The following is an 18,048-nucleotide window of genomic DNA, read 5'->3' on the forward strand; positions in this document are numbered from 1 at the left end:
TTGTCGTTCAGCCGTTTAGGCCTTGTTGTAGGCTTCGATGGTCTGTTCGATCGCGCCAAAGATCGAATGACCCGCCTTGTCCTTCATCTCGATACGCACGATGTCACCGACCCTCAGGAAATGCGTCTTCGCCGCACCACCGACGATGGTTTCGATCATGCGCAGTTCCGCGATGCAGGAGTAACCGGCACCGCCCTCGGCGACCGGCTTGCCCGGTCCGCCGTCGAGCTTGTTGGAGACGGTGCCCGAGCCGATGATCGTACCGGCGGCGAGCGGCCGGGTCTTGGCCGCATGGGCGACCAGTTGGGCGAAATCGAAGGTCATGTCGATGCCGGCATTGGCGCGGCCGAAGGGCTTGCCGTTGAGGTCGACGCAGAGCGGCAGATGCAGCTTACCACCGTCCCAGGCGTCGCCCAGTTCATCCGGGGAAACGGCGACCGGCGAAAAGGCGGAAGACGGTTTCGACTGGAAGAAGCCAAAGCCCTTGGCAAGCTCCGCCGGGATGAGGCCGCGCAGCGACACGTCGTTGACGAGCATCACCAGGCGGATTGCCGCCCGCGCCTCTTCGATCGAAGCCGCCATCGGCACATCGTCGACGATGACGGCAACTTCGCCTTCCATGTCCACGCCCCAGCTTTCATCGGCAAGCGGGATCGGATCGCGCGGCGCGATGAAACTGTCGGAGCCGCCCTGATACATCAGCGGGTCGGTCCAGAAACTCGCCGGCATATCGGCATTGCGAGCCTTGCGGACCAGTTCGACGTGATTGACGTAGGCCGAGCCATCGGCCCATTGGTAAGCGCGCGGCAACGGCGACAGGGCATCGTGTTCGTGGAACCGGATCGTGGGCTGCGAGCCGGTCTCGATCCCCTCGGCCACGCGCGCGAGCCGCGGCCCTGCGTGTTCCCAGTCGTCGAGCGCTGCCTGCAGCGTGCGGGCGATATGCCCGACTTCCGAGCAGCGGGTCAGATCGCGAGAGACGACCACGAGCTTTCCGTCGCGCGAACCGTCCTTGAGTGTCGCCAGTTTCATGCAGTCCTCCCTCTCAATCTTCTCATTGTTCCGGACCGAAGACCGCTTCGCGGCCTTCGCGGAATTGTTTTAAGCGGACGAATCGTCCGCAAGTCTCACAACAAGGCCGTCGGCGGCGATCGTCAAGGCGCCCGCCCAGTTTTTGCGGGTCGCCGCAATCCAATGGCCTTCCGTTATCTCGGGATCATCGGCAGGAATGAGGTGGTGTAGCACCAGCCGACCGACGCTGGCGGCCGTTGCGATCGCGGCCGCCTGTTGGGCGAATGTGTGGCTGGCAAGCAGGTGCTCCTTCAATCGCGCGCCGTTGCCGGTGCGCGCCACCAGCCGGTCGACGCCTTCGGCGAGCATCGCTTCGTGCACGAGAATGTCCGCACCCCTTGCAAATTCTGCGAGCGGCGGGAAATAGGCCGTATCGGCGGAAAAGACGACCGAGCCCTCCGCATGATCGAACCGCAGCGCGAAACAGTCGGTGACCGGCGGATGATCGACGCGCAGCGCCGACAAGGTCAGGCCGTTCTCCGAAAAGACCGCGCCCTCGGAAAACTCGACGACGTCTACAAGAGCGCGCAGATCCGGCCGGCCTTCGTCAACAATGCGAATATCGATATCGAAGGCCATTGCCTGAAGGAAGCCCTGCCAATAGGCGCATGTCCCGGCCGGGCCGAAGACGCGCACGGGATTGGCGAGCCCCGCGGTCCAGGCCGTATGGATCAGCGGCCCGAGCTCCAGCACATGGTCCGAATGCAGATGGGTGATGACGATAAGGTCCAACGCCTTCAGCGGCACCCCGGCATCCGTCACTCCGCGGGTGACGCCGAGACCGCAATCGACGACGATCGAACGGCCGCCGATTTGAAGCAATGACGAGGTCGGCCACGGGCCGCCCGGCCGAATCGCCGGACCACCCTTGCTGCCAAGCAAAACGAGGCGTGAACTCAAGACCAATCGCCTTCCGGCGTCCCGTTGAAGCGCTTCTTGAGATCCGTCCAGCAGTCGATGTAGTTGTCCTGCAACGTCTCCAGTTCGGCGGCGTAGCGGGTCAGCTGCTGCGGGAAGCGGGTCTCGAACATGAAGGCCATCGTATGGTCGAGCTTCACCGGTTTCAACTCACTGTTTGTCGCCTTGTCGTAGCCCGACGCATCCGGCCCGTGTGCCAACATCATGTTGTGCAGGCTCATGCCGCCGGGCACGAAGCCCTCTTCCTTGGCGTCATAGCGGCCATAGATCAGCCCCATGAATTCGCTCATGATGTTGCGGTGATACCAGGGCGGCCGGAAGGTGTGTTCGGCGACCAGCCAGCGCGGCGGGAAGATGACGAAATCGATGTTCGCCGTGCCCTCCTCGCCCGAGGGCGCCGTCAGCACCGTGAAGATCGACGGATCCGGATGGTCGAAGAGGATCGCGCCGACCGGCGAGTAGGTCTTGAGGTCATACTTGTAGGGCGCGTAGTTGCCGTGCCAGGCGACGACGTCGAGCGGTGAATGGCCGATCTCGGTCACATGGAAGCCGCCGCACCACTTCACATGCACGCGGCAGGGCGTCTCCTTTTCCTCGAAGGCGGCGACCGGCGTCTTGAAATCGCGCGGATTGGCGAGGCAGTTGGCGCCGATCGGGCCGCGGTCCGGCAATGTGAACTTGGCGCCGTAGTTCTCGCAGATATAGCCGCGCCAGACCTTTTCATCGCCGAGCCGCGTGACCTTGAACATGGTGCCGCGCGGCACGATGCAGATTTCCGAAGGCTCGACGTCCATCTTGCCGAGTTCGGTGAAGACCTGAATCGAGCCGGACTCCGGAACGATGAGGAGTTCGCCATCGGCGTTGAAGAAATAGTCGTCCACCATGTCGGCGTTGAAGGCGTAGGCATGGGCCGCCATGCCGGTTTGAGTCGGCGCGTCGCCCGCCGTCGTCATGGTGCGAATGCCCTCAAGGAAGTTCAGCTTTTCCGTCGGCACCGGCAACGGGTTCCAGCGCAATTGACCGAGCGCCAGTGAATGCTCGGCCACATGCGGCGCCGTCTTCCAGTGCGGATAGTCGATCTTGCTGAAACGGCCGGTGTGGCGAACGCTCGGGCGGATGCGGTAGAGCCAGGAGCGCTCATTGGTGCCGCGCGGCGCGGTGAAGGGCGAACCGGAGAGCTGCTCGGCATAGAGCCCGTAGGCGCATTTCTGCGGACTGTTCTGGCCCTGCGGTAGAGCTCCCGGCAGGCTCTCGGTCTCGAAATCATTACCGAAGCCGGGCATGTAGCCAAGCGCTTCGCCTGCCTTTACCGGTGCCTCGGCCTGTTTTCCTGCCTTGTCGAGCATGGTTCTATCCTCCTCCTTGAGCGTCCGCCTCCAGCTTTCGCAGCGGGGCCAGCGCAATCCCAAACACCGTCCGCAACGGCCCATCCATGGTGGACGCGAGCCTCGCCTTCGGCATATTAGTTGCAATCGTAACTATCGATTTTGTAACTATCAAGGAAACACCGATGGCCGCCGACGGCTTCGAGCTCAATGCCTTCCTGCCCTACCGACTGAACCGCGCGGCCGAATTCGTCGCCCTACGTTTTGCCGCACAATACAAGGCGCGCTACCAGCTCACTCGCCCGGAATGGCGAACGTTGGCAGCCCTCGGCAGCACCCGCCGTCCAATGACGGCAACGGAAGTGGGCGCGCATTCCGCCATGCACAAGACCAAGGTGAGCCGCGCGGTCGCAGCACTCGAAGAGCGGCGCTGGCTGACGCGCAATGAAAACGAAGGCGATCGCCGCCTCGAACATCTGCAGCTGACGAAGGCGGGCCTGCGTGCCTATGTCGAATTGACGGCGCTTGCGGTCAACTACCAGGCTGAACTCGACGCTTTGGTGGGGGCCTCAGGAATGCAGGCGCTGACGGCTGGTCTCGAGGCGATCGAGCGGGCCATCGGCAAGGTGGAGAAACCCCGCCGCGAGGGGTGAAACGTCAGCCCTTCATCCGCTCCGGAATGGGCACACCTTCAAAACTCTTCAGCGTTTCGAGCACGATCGACGTTTTCACGTGCTGCACGCTGTCATGTGGCAAAAGCACGTCGTTGACGAAGCGCGAGAGCCCCGCGAGGTCAGGCGTTACCACGCGCAGGTGGTAGTCCATTTCGCCGGTCAGCGCGTAGGCTTCCAGCACCTCCGGCAGGCTGGAGACGAGCTTGCCGAAGCGCTTGGCATTGTCGCGGTTGTGGGTTGCGAGCGTCACCGAGATCACCACCATCAGATCGAGGCCGAGCTTCTGCCGGTCGATCTGCGCCTGATAGCCGGTGATGTAGCCTTCGGCTTCGAGCCGGGTACGCCGCCGTGAGCATTGTGACGGCGAAAGCGCGATGCGTTCCGACAGCTCGTTATTGGTCAGATGTCCGTCGCGCTGCAATTCGCTGAGGATCTTGAGATCGAAGCCGTCCAACTGCTCCATTCGTGCACCCTAATACAGTATTTTGCATGTTTCGTGCAGCATCCTGCTGAAATCGCGCAAGAATACAAGCATCATGCATGGGGTTTGCGTCATACTCCAGCAAAGTTTGGAAGAATAAGAGGAGACTTCCGATGGGCCCCTTCCCGCATGACGCCCCGCCGGCAACGATTACGGCTGAAAACCCCGCTGGCACCGACGGCTTCGAATTCGTCGAATTCGCCCATCCGGAACCGGAGAAGCTCGCCGAGCTTTTTGCTCGTATGGGCTACAGCCCGGTTGCCAAGCACAAGACCAAGAACATCACGGTCTGGCGGCAGGGCGACATCAACTACATTCTGAACGCCGAGCCCGGCTCGCATGCCATGCGCTTCGTCGATGAGCACGGCCCCTGCGCCCCGTCGATGGCCTGGCGCGTCGTCAACGCAAAGCACGCCTTCGACCATGCGGTCTCGAAGGGCGCGATCCCCTACGAAGGCAAGGACAAGTGCCTCGATGTTCCGGCGATTGTCGGCATCGGCGGTTCGCTGCTCTATTTCGTCGACACCTACGGCGCCAAGGGCTCGACCTATGAAGCCGAGTTCGAGTGGACCGGCGAACGCAACCCGAGGCCCGAAGGCGTCGGCTTCTACTATCTCGACCACCTGACGCACAACGTCTATCGCGGCAACATGGACAAGTGGTGGGCCTTCTACCGCGAACTGTTCAATTTCACCCAGATCCACTTCTTCGACATCGACGGCCGCATCACCGGTCTCGTCAGCCGCGCGATCACCTCGGCCTGCGGCAAGATCCGCATTCCCTTGAACGAGTCCAAGGACGACACCAGCCAGATCGAGGAATACCTGCGCAAGTACAAGGGCGAAGGCATCCAGCACATCGCCGTCGGCACCGAAGGCATCTACGACGCCACGGATAAGCTGGCCGCCAATGGCCTGAAGTTCATGCCCGGCCCGCCGGAGACCTATTACGACATGTCGCATGACCGTGTTCACGGCCATGACGAACCGATCGACCGGATGAAGAAGCACGGCATCCTCATCGACGGCGAAGGTGTGGTGAACGGCGGCATGACGAAGATCCTGCTGCAGATCTTCTCGAAGACAGTGATCGGCCCGATCTTCTTCGAGTTCATCCAGCGCAAGGGCGACGAAGGCTTCGGCGAGGGCAATTTCCGCGCCCTGTTCGAATCGATCGAAGCCGACCAGATCCGTCGCGGCGAACTGGGGCCGCAGGCGGCCGAGTAAATCGCAGCCGACAACGCCGGCACGTCTAACTCGAGCCTCTCGCCTCAAGCGAGGGGCTTTTCTGCAAGTAAGGGCATCCAGCCAAACGAGATGCTTGAGCTTTCTCGCGCGCCCGTTCAGAGCGCGCTACTGCCGGCAATGTCAGTTCGTTGTCTGGTTGACCACGCGCCAGTTCGGCCGGCCGAGATCGTGCGGCCACTCGATGACGTCACGGTCGTTGAAGTAGACGACTTCGGCCAGGTTCGGGAACTGCGGGTCCGGCTTCGTCGCGGCGTTCATCCAGGGCTGCATGTAGACCGGGCTGCCTTCCCATCCGAGCTCGGCGACCCAGATCGGCTTGTTGTACTTGGCCACCAGGTCGTAGCCGGGCTTCAAGGCCTGCGTAAACGTCCGCGGCGCGCCGTATTCGATCTGATCGAACGGTTCGAGCCCGAAGACAGACAGCCCAACGAGGTCGACGTAATCGTCGCCAGGATAATAGGCATCGAGGTTCGGCAACCCCTTCGGCGACCACATGATCTGCGCCTTCGGCGCCTTCTTGCGCACGATGTCCATCGCCTGCTTGTAGGCCTTGATCCAGTCCTGTGGCGCCCAGCCAGCCCAGGAGAACCGTCCGGACGTGTCTTCCATCTCCTGACCCCAGCGCACGATGACCGGGCTCTTCAGCTCGGCGATCATGTCGGCGATCGCCTCCATGTTGGCGTCGTATTCGCCTCTGAGCATCCGGTCGCGGAGCTGCGCCGGCGTCAGTTTCCAGTCGAGCGACCAGGACCAGGGCTCGATCGTGATCAGCAGATTGCGACCCCGCTGAAGGGCATACTCGTCAGCGGTGCGCAAGGATGCGAGATCGACGTCCTCCCAGGGCAGGAACAGAGCTTCGGTCGTCACATCGCCTTGGGCGCCGAAATCGCCATGCGGGTCGTAGGCACCGAATTTCGTTCCGCCAGGGTGCATGACGGGACGTTTGTCGATCATGGTCTGGGTCTGACCGGCATTGCCCGCAGGATTGGCTTGTTCCTGCGCCAACGCGGATACCAAGCTGCCGAAGTCCAGTTGCAGGGCCAGGGCAGTGCATAGGGCGAATGCCAATTTGCGTTTCATTTCATCCTCCTGCTGCGTCTATTTTTTGGCCAGGAACTGTTCCTTGAGACGCAACGCCTTTGCTGTGATGTCGTCCTGGGCGACGAGGCTGTAGTAGGCGTCATTGGGCTTGGGTTTTGCATGCTTGAAGACATACCATTCGCCGTTTGGCACCTTCCGCTGATAGATCGTGTCGCCGATCTTGGCGTGGCCGAAGCAGGTCCGGGCATCGCCGGCTTCGGCCGCGGTGGTCCAGATGGCCTGCATGCACATCATGCCGAGATCGCTGACATACCAATTGCCTTCGGCAAAGGACCGGTTGCCGTTGCCCTTGTCGACAAAGGCCACGAGTTTGCGGTCATGTGCGGTGAAGCGTGCACCGCCGGTGGACCATTGCCAGGTCTTGTTGCGGTAGAGGGAATAGACTTCGTAAGCGCTGAGCGGCGTCGGCTTGACTTCCATCTTCGCCTTGACCGGCTGGGCGCCCAAGTAGACCGCAGCGGCTGCAACCGGCAGCAACAGCGGCAGAACCATGACTTTTATCGACCCCTTCATCCACTTTCTCCTCACATTGGAGATTTACACACTCGACTGCTCGCCGCCGTCATGACGGCACATAGTAGCGGCCGACCTTCTTCGTCGTCTTGGTTTCCCGGTTCGTTTCGCTGACACTGCTTCTCTCGGCATTGTTAGAGGCGGCCCGCGATACGCCCGGTTCGATCCGCGCCCCGCTCTCGGGCGGCTGAGAAAAGCCTTTCCATTGCAAATGGAAGCGAACGATCCTGAGTTTCGTACCGTGTCCAGCGCCGGCGACCGTGTATTTCGCCTCGGTGAAGGTCACGAAACCCAAGCCATGCGACAGGGCCTCCGTTGCCTCAGCGCCGTGACGCACGGCCGATTGGGCCGACAGCACCGAAACCAGCACCAGAGAGCCGGCCGTCATCGCGGTCACGGTCGAACGCGGCATAAGCGGCAGCCCGTTCTCGCGGGCGTGTCGAACATGGATCACCACCACGAGCCCGGCATAGACGAGGGCGTTGATCTCGGCGAAGACGTAGAAGCCGCGTGCCGTTCCGGCATCGGAAATCAGCCAGACGGCGAGCGCCGACATCAGGGAAAGCACGAGATAGGGCATCAGTATCCGAAGCGGCAGGGGAGCCGCGGCGCCGCCACCTTTCGGCGTGATGCGAAAATCGACGAACGAGCCGGTCAGATGATCGCGCACCGCCGCCAGACAGCCGAGCAGCGACCAGGGCCACCGCGCGAACAGGAACAGGACCGTCTCCCAACTCAGCACCCGCGCGTCGTGCGGCCGGAACGTACCGGTCGAACGCCAGAAATAGGCGAGCACGACCAGGACCAGCGACAAGGGCACGAAATGCAGCAGAAAATCGGGATAGTCGACGTCAACGAAGGCCCGCCCCATCAACAGCGCCGCGATCGGCATCAGGAACATCAGCGCCATGAAGCACGAAAACAGCGGGTACCAGAGCTGCGAAAACAGGAACTGGAACTGCAGCCGCGGCCGCAGCTTCGGCACATACAAAGGCGAATATTTCAGCAGGATCGCGACGAGGCTGCGTGACCACTGGAACTCCTGAACCACGAGATCGGCAAAGTTCGCCGGCCCGTCGCCATGGGCTATGGCGTTATGGGCATGCACGCCGCGCCAGCCATGGGCATTCATCATCAGCGTCGTCGAATGATCTTCGGCGAGTTCCGGCCCCAGTCCGCCGATCTGTTTCAGGGCCTTTGTCCGCACGGCGTAATGCGAACCGATGCAGAGCGGTGCCCAGCCGTTGTTGTAGCCGACCTGCAGGGAGCCATGCAGGCTCGCCTCCGCATAAAGCCGCCCGCGCGCCGACCAGCTTGTGGCGGCATTCGCGTCGCATATGCTCGGCGCCGAGACATAGCCGACCGACGGGTCGTTGAAGGGACGCAGCACCTCCACGAGATAGGTGGCCTTAGGCACGTGATCGGCGTCGAACTGCGCCACGAAATCGTAGCGGTCATAGCCGTGGTGATCGTAGAAATAGGCAAGGTTTCCTTCCTTGCAGCGCGTGCGCCGCGGCCAGGCGGCGCGATGATATTCGGCGATACCCTTTCGTGTGGAGATGAAAACCCCGTGGGCCGCACACCAGGAAACCGTTTCCGTGGACGGGTCTTCGTCCGCCAGCCACACATCGAAATCGCAGCCGGTCTGGTCCAGCATCGCCTGCAACGTCTTGCGCACAACGGCAAAGGGCTCGGACGGCGCCTTGGTGACGACCATTGCGATCCGCCCCTGGGGCACCGAACCCGTGCTCGCCGTGGCCACCTTCGCGCCGGAAAAGATCGCGATGAAATAGACCGGCAGCAGGGTGATCCACCCGACGACGACGGTGATGAGGATATAGGAGGGCCAGTCCAGAACATGGGCCGGATCGAGCCACCACCGCCAGAAATACGTAAAGGCCGCGAACCACACGGTAACGCCCAACATGTTCAGTATCTGCAAGCGCCCGGAGAAGAGGGTTGTCAGACGCGGCTTGACGTGTCGCGCACGCGCGAGATCGGCGTAGCGCCGAAATCCATCGACTGTGGCTACCCAGCTCATCGCCGCACCTCCAGCCCGAAACCCAGCGCCGCCGTGCGGATGATGGTTTCGATATCCGAGAAGGACGGCCGGAAGCCCAGTTGCTGCCGTGCCCGGCTGGTGTCGGCATAGAGCACGGGCGGATCTCCCGGGCGACGCGGCAACATCTGCACGGGAACCTGCCGCCCGGTAACGCGATCGATGGCTTCGAGAACCTCTCGAATCGAGGTTCCATGTCCGGAGCCGAGATTGGCGCGCAGCACCTCGCCGCCGTCACGCAGGTAGTTGACGGCCGCGACATGGGCGTCGGCAAGGTCGGTCACGTGAATGTAGTCGCGAATGCAGGTTCCGTCCGGCGTCGCATAGTCGTCGCCGAAGATATCGAGCCTTTCGATCCCGCCGACCGCCGCCATCAGGGCACGCGGTATGAGATGCGTCTCGGGATCGTGCCGTTCCGTGAGCTGTCCTTCCGGATCGGCGCCTGCGGCGTTGAAATAGCGCAACGCGACGGAGCGGAAATCATAGGCGCGCGCATAGTCGCCAAGCATCAGCTCCATCATCAGCTTCGTGCGCCCATAGGGGTTGATCGGAAACTGTTCCGTATCCTCGGTGATCGGAAGCCGCTGCGGTACGCCGTAGGTGGCGCAGGAGCTGGAAAACACGATGCGTGCCAGCCCGGTCGCGCGGCAGGCTTCGAGCAGCGCGACGCTGCCTGCGACGTTGTTGCGGTAGTATTTTCCCGGGTCTTCGACGGATTCCCCGACATAGGCGGAAGCCGCAAAGTGGATCACGCATTCGGGCAGGAACGTCCGGACGGCCGTTGCCAGCCGTTCCGTATCCTCGAGATCCCCTTCAACGAGAGGCCCCCAGCGTACGTTGGCCCTATGTCCCGTCGACAGGTTGTCATAGACGACGGGGACGAAACCCTGCTGGGCAAGGCGTTTGCAGGTGTGGCTTCCTATGAAGCCGGCACCGCCGGTGACGAGTACGACGCGGGACATCTCATACCGCCTCTCCCGCCGTTGCGCGATCGGCCGCGCTGAGGCGCTCCTCGAAGTAGGCGATGGTGCGCTCAAGCCCGTCGCGCAGCATGACCTTCGGCTCCCAGGCGAGCTCGGTCAGCGCGTGCGAGATATCGGGACGGCGCTGGCGAGGATCGTCGACGGCCGCCGCCTGGTGAACGATGCGCGAGCGCGCCCCGGTCAGAGACCGCACCATCTGCGCAAGTTCGAGAACGGTGAACTCGCCGGGATTGCCAAGGTTGATCGGGCCGATGCAGTCATCCGCCGAGACCGAAAGCCGGAGAAAGCCGTCAATCAGGTCGTTGACATAGCAGAAGGACCGGGTCTGCTGCCCGTCGCCATAGATGGTCAGGTCCTTGCCGAGCAGGGCCTGGACGACGAAATTGGAGATCACCCTGCCATCGTCCGGACGCATGCGCGGACCGTAGGTATTGAAGATGCGCGCGACCTTGATCTTGACCCGATGGGATCGGTGGTAGTCGAAGAACAGGGTTTCGGCCGACCGTTTTCCTTCATCGTAGCAGGCACGCGGGCCGATCGGATTGACGTTGCCGAAATAGACCTCGCGCTGCGGGCTGAGGAGCGGATCGCCGTAGACTTCCGAGGTCGAGGACTGGATGACCGTGGCGCCCGTGGCGCGCGCATTTTCGAGTGCATGCAGCGCGCCAAGGACGTTCGTCATGAGAGTGCCGACCGGATCGGCCTGATAGTCGGGCGGCGATGCGGGAGAGGCAAAGTTGAAGATGACGTCGGCGTCGATCAGATAGGGTTTGCGAACGTCATGATCGATGATGTGGAAATGCGGGTTCTGCACCAAATGAGAGAGGTTTTCACGCCGTCCGGTTGAAAAATTGTCGAGACAAATAACCGTATGACCTAGAGAAAGAAGTCTTTCGCAAATATGAGAGCCAAGAAACCCGCCTCCACCTGTTACTAGAATTCTCCTTGGTATTCCTGAAATCTTCTTTAGAAATTCTCGTTGCCCGACGACAGACAACGACCCCGGAACGACCTTTCGCATACGCACCTCCAATTATTGTACACACCATTTCTTATGGTGATTGGAGACGGGCTGCCGATAGAAATATAATAAGGAATTTGTTCTTTATTACAAATTCACGCACAACCCGACAGAACTAGAATTTTACTTTTTATCCCAAAATCTACTTATCTTCAATTTCAATATTAGTTAATTATCAAATAACCATTGGCGCGTCAACTAAAACAATAAGGATTGATATAATGTAATCTGAAATAAGAATAAGATATTCGAGAAAATAATCACGAGTAGTTACATTATAATCCAATGCAGATAATCCATCTAATACCTTGTTAACCATTTTGAAAAATCACAGAGGGCTATCGGATCGCTCTAGAAACATTGCCATTCTCAGGGGAGTAGACCGACATTCGGGTGCCGGCGGGTGCCGGTCGCGTGTTCCGCCTTGGCGACCACGCTTCGCCACAGACAGGGAACCCGGCAAACGGGCCTCGTAGACGACAGCCAAACACCATCAGCTGCGCTCTCGACCGCGTCGAGGCACAGAAATGGAATGCTTGGCTGATGCGGCCGAGCCTAAAACATCCCGCTCTCAAGTGGAATCACTTGAAGCGGAAAGATGCTTTAGATTTAAAGTCCTGGTGCGTCCTTTGTGCGTTCACTTGAACGCACGGCGCTCTAGTTCTTCCAGCGCGACGAAAGCGTGTCGCCACCCCGTTCGGCCGCCGCATCGTTGGTGAAGTAACGCGACGCCGCCTCCGTACGGTTGCGGACGTTCATCTTCTTGTAGATGTTGCGGACATGAACCTTGACGGTATTTTCCGACAATCCAAGACGATCCGCGATGATCTTGTTTTGCGTTCCCTTGCAGATCAGATCGAGGATCTGAACTTCGCGGGTCGTCAATCCGTCAGGCCCGGCATCGCGCTTGCGTCGGCCTGCGCCTGCGGTCGGACCGGGTCCGGACAGCTCTGCCCGCCGGCCATAGAGACTGCTCGCAGCGAAGGGCTCGGGCGAAAGCCGTCGCAGTAAGGCGGCTGGGAAGTGCTCGCCTCCCTTCATCAGTAAATCGATGGCCGCAAGGCAGACGTCCAGGTTCAGGTTCAACGGCAGAACGCCATGGATCAACCGCTCTTCAACGAAGCCGGCAATCGACGGATCGAGCTCGTCGGCATTCTCCACCACCAGACCGATCGAAGTCTTGGGGTGGAACTCGTGGATGGTTCGCAAGATTGCTGGAAAGGACTTGGCCGGCATCCGGTAGAGCATGATCAACGTCACGTCGACGAGACTGCCGTCCAACAGATTGTCCGGATCGGAAAAGCAGACGATGTCGTGCCCCTGAAACCGCGAGCCGACCGCCTGCATCAGGCACTCGGCAAACAGATCGATCTTGGCAAGCATGACAATCTTTTTCTTCTGCGATAAAGCCTTGTTGTTATCTTCAAAATCACCAACGCTGGAGCTTCCCGGATACATTACGCCCTCCTAGGATTTTTCCATTTGTTTTTATGGGTGCTGCGTTTTTCCCGCAGTGCACCACACTTTCAGAAAATTTATTCGGAACCACTATGCATCACGATATCTTCCCGCCCCGGGAAAATTCGCGATAGCTAATGTAACGTAAAGATCTTCATTACGAAACAACCCAAAAGGATTAGAGGCGCTTCATAAGCGTTCTTAAATCGTTATAAATCGAACCATCTTTGGGTTACACTGCGATCAACCCCCTTATTGGGGGCGTGAAAAGCGTCATCAAGATGGCAGCGATCGCCATTCCGCCGCACACGGCGGCCCATCCATTTCCGCGATGGCAACCCTTCCGAGGCGAAAAAACGGATTAGACTGCCAAGGTATTCCCGGTATCGCCTACTCATTTCGGGAGGAAGATATACCTAATAATACTTCGTTGGAGCTAGTAAACTTGCGCTTCAGGCGAAGCGGGTCAACCGTTCGCGCGAGGAAGCAGGCCGCACAACCGCATGTTTGGTGCCCGCAGTCGCGCTGGTAGGTGTGAATCTTGACGCCATAACAACGGCTTGGGACTGCGGATTACGCCACAAACAGCCAATAATTACAAACCACTAACCAGAATTGGTAGCTTCCGCGCGCCCGCGTTTGGAGTCACATTGGCGTTTCGTTCCTGAGTATGAACGAAAACAGCTTGGGTTTGGAGGATCTTTATTCCGCTAATGCCCTTCAACCAAGTGCGTGGCGTAAGCGTAAACCAGAGTAAGCGTAAAGAATACATTGATCGATTGCGGATTTCGTTCCGCTTAGTCATTTAAAAAAAGCATAAAAATCGAAATGTATTTTAATGAAAGCGATAGAAATCAAGTTACAATATTGTTCATTCCTTAAAAACGGAGCCAACCCCGAAAAATACCGTAAGATCTAAAGGTATTTGGTGTTGGCTCCCCTTTTAGCTTTTAACCCAAAAACGCCGTCTCAGCGCCCTTGAAACGGCTCCTCGCCCGTCAAGCTCTCTTCTTCGCTCTCACTCCCGTCGAGTGCCTTCAGCTCTTCCCGAAGTGCTTCGACATCTGAGGTATCGGGACGCCCGCTCCGTCGTGAAGCCGCTGGACGCTTTCCGCATGATCTGCTCCTCCTGTCGGGTCTCCCTGAACAATGAATCGGCCGCGAACGATATGTTCGCCGCCGTCCGATCACATCGCACTCAGCGAGCGCTGCCGTCCGAGCCCTACTTCTTCTCGAGCGCCTGCGTGAGCTGGTCGACGATATCCTGCTGCGACTTCAGGCCGGAGGCCGTCAGATAGAGCTTGGCGGAGTCCAGATAGACGACGTGGCCGTCCTTCCAGGCCTTCGTCTGGCGCACCAGTTCGTTGTCGAGCAAAGCCGCTGCGGGCTGCGCCTGCTGGCCGATCGCCGCATCGCGGTCGACGACGAAGATCCAATCGGGATTGGTCTCGAGAATGTACTCGTAGGAAACCGCCTGACCGTGGGTCGCCACCTGCAGTTCCGAATCGGCCGGCTTGATGCCGAAGACATCGTGCAACACGCCGAAACGCGATCCCTTGCCGTAGGCGCTGATCTTGCCGCCGGTGGTGAGCAGGACCAGCCCGGTGCCCTTCTCTGCCGCAATGCCCCGGAGCTTTTCGATCGAGGCATCGAGCTTTTCGACGTTCGCCTTGATTTCCGCTTCCTTGCCGAAGATCTGGCCGAGGATTTCGGCATTCTTCTTGACGCTACCGATGAGGTCCTTGTCGTCGGAGGTGAGGTCGATCGTCGGTGCGATCTTGGCGACATCGGCATACTTCGCCTGCGATCGGCCGCCAACGATCACCAGATCCGCCTCTGCGGCATTGATGGCTTCGTAGTCGGGCTCAAACAGCGTGCCGATCTTCGGATAGCTATCCGCCTTGTATTTTTCGAGCGAAGGCGGGATTGCCGCGCCGGGGACGCCGGCAACGGGAATGCCGAGCATATCGAGCGTCTCCAGCATGCCGAAGTCATAAACCAGCACCGTCTTCGGGTTTTTCTCCACATCGGTGTCGCCGCTGCTGTGTTCGATCTTCAGCGTCTCGGCCATGGCGGTCGGCGCGCAGGCGACTGCCAATGCCGCCGCAATGACAAGGCTGCGCAGACCATTAGAAAACGGAGATATATTCATGACTTTTTTCCTCATCTTTTATCGGTCGTCGTAGCGCGATTTTCCGACGAGGGCAATGCACAGGTTCCGCTTGCCGAAGATGTCGCAGAAAACTTGACGAAGCCGATCATATATAAGACTAAGGCGAACGGTCCGCGGAGTGCCACTGCGCGGTGGCAAGCTTGAGCCTTCCACTACAGCGCCGCGCGTCTTATCAGACGCGCAAATGTCGCTGTAGCACTTTGAATTGCTACATGTTTTTGTCCTTTAACCGGCTACGATTAAAGGAAACATGCAGTAGGGGCGTCGAGCGCAAACGGGCAAGGGACATGCAGGCAGTGGTCAAAACGAACAACAGGCAGAGCGGGCTCGTATGATGAAGCCGGCCCTGATTGCCATCCCCGTCATCCTCCTGCTTGCCGCCGCCAGCGTCTTCACGGGCGTCGGCAGCCTCGCCGCAGCCGACGATGGCCGCGGCTGGTTCCTGGTCGTCGAGAGCCGCCTGCCGCGCACACTTGCGCTGATGCTCGCAGGCGCCGGCCTCGCGGTTTCCGGTACGATCATGCAGATGCTGGCGCGCAATCGTTTCGTCGAGCCGGCGACGGCGGGCACCGCCGAGTCCGCCGCGCTCGGAATGCTGCTTGCCATGCTCATCGCCCCCAACCTGCCGGTCGCCGGCAAGATGGTTTTCGCGGCGCTGACAGCGCTTGCCGGCACAGCCCTGTTCCTGCAGATCCTGCGCCGCATTCCCTTGCGTTCGGCGCTGATGGTGCCGCTCATCGGCCTCATGCTCGGCGGCGTCGTCAACGCCATCACCACCTTCATCGCCTATCGCTACGACCTGATGCAGTCGATGGGCGCCTGGATGTCGGGTGACTTCTCGGTGGTGCTGCGCGGTCGCTACGAGCTGTTGTGGATCGGTCTCGCGCTCACCCTCGTCGCCTATGCGACCGCCGCGCGCTTCACCGTGATCGGCATGGGCGAGGCGATCGCACGCAATGTCGGCCTCAACTACGACAGGGTCGTAACGCTCGGGCTCGCCATCGTCTCCATGGTCACGGCAACGGTGGTCGCGACCGTCGGCATGATCCCATTCCTCGGTCTCGTGGTTCCAAACATCGTCAGCCTGATCATGGGCGACAATCTCAGGCGCACGCTGCCCGTGGTCGCCGTCTCCGGCGCCGGCCTGGTGCTCGCCTGCGATATCGTCGGGCGGCTCCTGATCGCTCCCTACGAGATCCCCGTGGGAACCGTCATGGGCGTTATCGGCAGCCTGATCTTCCTCCAGCTCCTGCTTTCGAGGCGCTCCCATGCAGGCTGATGCCAAGAGGATCGCTCCCTCCACCATCCTGCTTGCTTCGGCCGTGCTTGCACTCGTGTCGATGGTCGCTTTCATGACCATCGGTGCCAAGGGGAGTTGGTCCTTCCTTCTCTCGTTCCGCGGCACGAAACTGCTCGGCATGGTGCTGGTCGCCTATGCGATCGCCGTCTCGACGGTCCTGTTCCAGACGATCTCCGGTAACCGCATCCTGACGCCATCGATCATCGGCTTCGATGCCATGTATACGTTGCTGCAGACGATCATGGTGTTTTTCCTGGGCGCTGCGGGCGCCAGCAGCGTCGATCCGCGGCTGCAGTTCCTTGTCGAAACGGCGGTGATGGTCGGCCTTTCGCTTCTGCTGTTTCGGGCGCTTTTTTCCGGCGCCAGCCGCAGCCTGCATCTTCTGATGCTGGTCGGCGTCATCCTCGGCGGCCTGTTCCGCAGCCTTTCGTCTTTCCTGCAGCGCATCCTCGATCCCAATGAGTTCGTCGTGCTGCAGGACAGACTGTTTGCAAGCTTCAACAGCATCGATGCCAATCTGCTCGGCATTGCGGCTTTAGCTACCCTGGCCGTGACCTTCGTTCTGTGGCGGCTTTCGCCGACCTTCGACGTGCTCTCGCTTGGCCGAGAAGCGTCGATCGGCCTCGGCGTCGATCATCAGCGCGTCGTCACCCTTCTTTTGGTGCTGATCGCCGTGCTGGTGTCGGTCTCGACTGCGCTCGTTGGGCCGGTGACATTCTTCGGCCTGCTGGTCGCAAGTCTCGCCTGGCAGCTGACGCCGACCGCCAGCCACCGCTACGTGCTACCGGTTGCCGTTTGCATCGCGATCGCCACGCTCGTCGGCGGCCAGGTCATCCTCGAGCGCCTGTTTTCCTTCAACACGGCGCTCAGCATCGTCATCGAATTCTTCGGTGGCCTTGTCTTCATCTTCCTGCTGGTCCGAGGTTCCGCCCGATGATCGAAATCCAAGAGGTGACGAAATCCTACGGTGGCAATGCGGTCGTCGACCGGGTGTCGCTGACGCTGCCCGCCGGCGGCCTGACCTCGATCATCGGTCCGAACGGTGCCGGCAAGTCGACGTTGCTGTCGATCGTCAGCCGGCTGATGCCGATGGATACGGGCAAGGTGCTGGTCGACGGTCTCGACGTCAGCCGCACGGCTGGCGACGTGCTTGCCCGGCGGCTCTCGATCATGCGCCAGGACAACCACATCACCGCCCGCCTCAGCGTGCGCGACCTCGTCGCCTTTGGTCGTTACCCCTATTCCAAGGGGCGCCTGACGGCAGCCGACGCCGAACATATCGAGCGCTCGATCGCCTATCTCGGGCTTGAGCCCTATCAGAATCGCTTTCTCGACGAGCTCTCCGGCGGCCAGCGCCAGCGCGCCTTCATTGCGATGGTGCTCTGCCAGGACACCGACTACATGCTGTTCGACGAGCCGCTCAACAATCTCGACATCAAGCATGCGGTCGAGACGATGAAGCTGTTGCGGCGCCTCGCCGACGACTTCGACAAGACCGTGGTCGTCGTTCTGCACGACATCAATTTCGCCTCCGCCTATTCCGACCGCATCGTCGCGATGCAGGCCGGTCGCCTCGCCTTCGAGGGGTCGCCGGAAGACATGATCGTGCCGTCCCGCCTTCAGGCGATCTTCGACGTCGATTGCCGCGTTCACGCTGTCGGCGAAACGCGGCTGGTCAACTACTTCGAATAGGCCGGGATGCGAAGCGCGCTGCACGGAAAGTT

The 18,048-nt window shown here is 60.3% G+C and carries 16 protein-coding genes; 5 read left to right on the top strand and 11 right to left on the bottom strand.

Annotated features, from left to right (window positions below):
- Positions 1–15: 15 nt before the first annotated feature.
- The 3 genes from V7S54_RS17610 to hmgA form a co-directional block, all read right to left on the bottom strand.
- Positions 16–1,032: a fumarylacetoacetate hydrolase family protein gene (locus V7S54_RS17610; RefSeq protein ID WP_065375460.1), complete on the bottom strand. Its 1,017-nt coding sequence runs from the start codon at positions 1,030–1,032 to the stop codon at positions 16–18.
- 69 nt (positions 1,033–1,101) lie between these two features.
- Entirely contained in the window at positions 1,102–1,971 is an 870-nt protein-coding gene (locus V7S54_RS17615) for an MBL fold metallo-hydrolase (protein WP_065375461.1), read from the bottom strand.
- Positions 1,968–3,335, bottom strand: coding sequence for a homogentisate 1,2-dioxygenase (gene hmgA, locus V7S54_RS17620; protein WP_065375462.1), 1,368 nt, complete (start codon positions 3,333–3,335; stop codon positions 1,968–1,970). The genes V7S54_RS17615 and hmgA overlap by 4 nt, the downstream gene beginning before the upstream one ends.
- 164 nt (positions 3,336–3,499) lie before the next feature.
- On the opposite strand from hmgA, the gene V7S54_RS17625 reads away from it, so the two are divergent.
- Positions 3,500–3,967: a MarR family winged helix-turn-helix transcriptional regulator gene (locus tag V7S54_RS17625; protein WP_065375463.1), complete on the top strand. Its 468-nt coding sequence runs from the start codon at positions 3,500–3,502 to the stop codon at positions 3,965–3,967.
- A gap of 4 nt (positions 3,968–3,971) precedes the next feature.
- Here the strand turns inward: V7S54_RS17625 and V7S54_RS17630 are convergent, their stop codons facing one another.
- Entirely contained in the window at positions 3,972–4,451 is a 480-nt protein-coding gene (locus V7S54_RS17630; RefSeq protein ID WP_065375464.1) for an Lrp/AsnC family transcriptional regulator, read from the bottom strand.
- 131 nt (positions 4,452–4,582) lie between these two features.
- On the opposite strand from V7S54_RS17630, the gene hppD reads away from it, so the two are divergent.
- Complete coding sequence (hppD, locus tag V7S54_RS17635) at positions 4,583–5,695, top strand: 4-hydroxyphenylpyruvate dioxygenase (RefSeq protein ID WP_065375465.1); 1,113 nt, start codon at positions 4,583–4,585, stop codon at positions 5,693–5,695.
- A gap of 141 nt (positions 5,696–5,836) precedes the next feature.
- Here hppD and V7S54_RS17640 read toward each other — a convergent pair whose 3' ends face one another.
- The 7 genes from V7S54_RS17640 to V7S54_RS17670 all read right to left on the bottom strand — a co-directional run bounded on the left by V7S54_RS17640 (position 5,837) and on the right by V7S54_RS17670 (position 15,003).
- The gene (locus V7S54_RS17640; protein ID WP_065375466.1) at positions 5,837–6,796 is read right to left on the bottom strand and encodes a glycoside hydrolase family 26 protein; all 960 of its coding nucleotides are present in this window, start codon (positions 6,794–6,796) and stop codon (positions 5,837–5,839) included.
- A gap of 18 nt (positions 6,797–6,814) precedes the next feature.
- Positions 6,815–7,330 carry a DUF995 domain-containing protein gene (locus V7S54_RS17645; RefSeq protein ID WP_057254503.1) on the bottom strand — a complete coding sequence of 172 codons (516 nt, stop codon included), beginning with the start codon at positions 7,328–7,330 and terminating at the stop codon, positions 6,815–6,817.
- Positions 7,331–7,379: 49 nt separating this feature from the next.
- On the bottom strand, positions 7,380–9,371 hold the full coding sequence (locus tag V7S54_RS17650) for a glycosyltransferase family 2 protein (protein ID WP_065375467.1): 1,992 nt from the start codon (positions 9,369–9,371) through the stop codon (positions 7,380–7,382).
- A complete protein-coding gene (gene galE / locus V7S54_RS17655) occupies positions 9,368–10,351 on the bottom strand; it encodes a UDP-glucose 4-epimerase GalE (RefSeq protein WP_065375468.1) in 984 nt (327 codons plus the stop codon). The genes V7S54_RS17650 and galE overlap by 4 nt, the downstream gene beginning before the upstream one ends.
- 1 nt (position 10,352) lies before the next feature.
- A complete protein-coding gene (locus V7S54_RS17660) occupies positions 10,353–11,393 on the bottom strand; it encodes a UDP-glucuronic acid decarboxylase family protein (protein WP_083203719.1) in 1,041 nt (346 codons plus the stop codon).
- A gap of 657 nt (positions 11,394–12,050) precedes the next feature.
- Entirely contained in the window at positions 12,051–12,851 is an 801-nt protein-coding gene (locus V7S54_RS17665) for a helix-turn-helix transcriptional regulator (protein WP_065375469.1), read from the bottom strand.
- A gap of 1,222 nt (positions 12,852–14,073) precedes the next feature.
- Positions 14,074–15,003, bottom strand: a complete 930-nt coding sequence (locus V7S54_RS17670; protein WP_065375470.1) for a siderophore ABC transporter substrate-binding protein — start codon at positions 15,001–15,003, stop codon at positions 14,074–14,076.
- A gap of 355 nt (positions 15,004–15,358) precedes the next feature.
- Here V7S54_RS17670 and V7S54_RS17675 point away from each other — a divergent pair, with 355 nt between their 5' ends.
- Genes V7S54_RS17675 through V7S54_RS17685 form a run of 3 tightly spaced genes read left to right on the top strand, consistent with a single transcriptional unit; the run spans position 15,359 to position 18,016 of the window.
- A complete protein-coding gene (locus tag V7S54_RS17675) occupies positions 15,359–16,303 on the top strand; it encodes an ABC transporter permease (RefSeq protein ID WP_065375493.1) in 945 nt (314 codons plus the stop codon).
- A complete protein-coding gene (locus tag V7S54_RS17680) occupies positions 16,293–17,261 on the top strand; it encodes an iron chelate uptake ABC transporter family permease subunit (RefSeq protein ID WP_065375471.1) in 969 nt (322 codons plus the stop codon). The genes V7S54_RS17675 and V7S54_RS17680 overlap by 11 nt, the downstream gene beginning before the upstream one ends.
- Positions 17,258–18,016, top strand: a complete 759-nt coding sequence (locus V7S54_RS17685; RefSeq protein WP_058325314.1) for an iron ABC transporter ATP-binding protein — start codon at positions 17,258–17,260, stop codon at positions 18,014–18,016. Before V7S54_RS17680 ends, V7S54_RS17685 begins: the two co-directional genes overlap by 4 nt.
- Positions 18,017–18,048: the final 32 nt, after the last annotated feature.

The organism is Ensifer sp. CCNWLY38 (assembly GCF_037120565.1).
In the GTDB taxonomy this organism is placed as follows: domain Bacteria; phylum Pseudomonadota; class Alphaproteobacteria; order Rhizobiales; family Rhizobiaceae; genus Ensifer; species Ensifer adhaerens_H.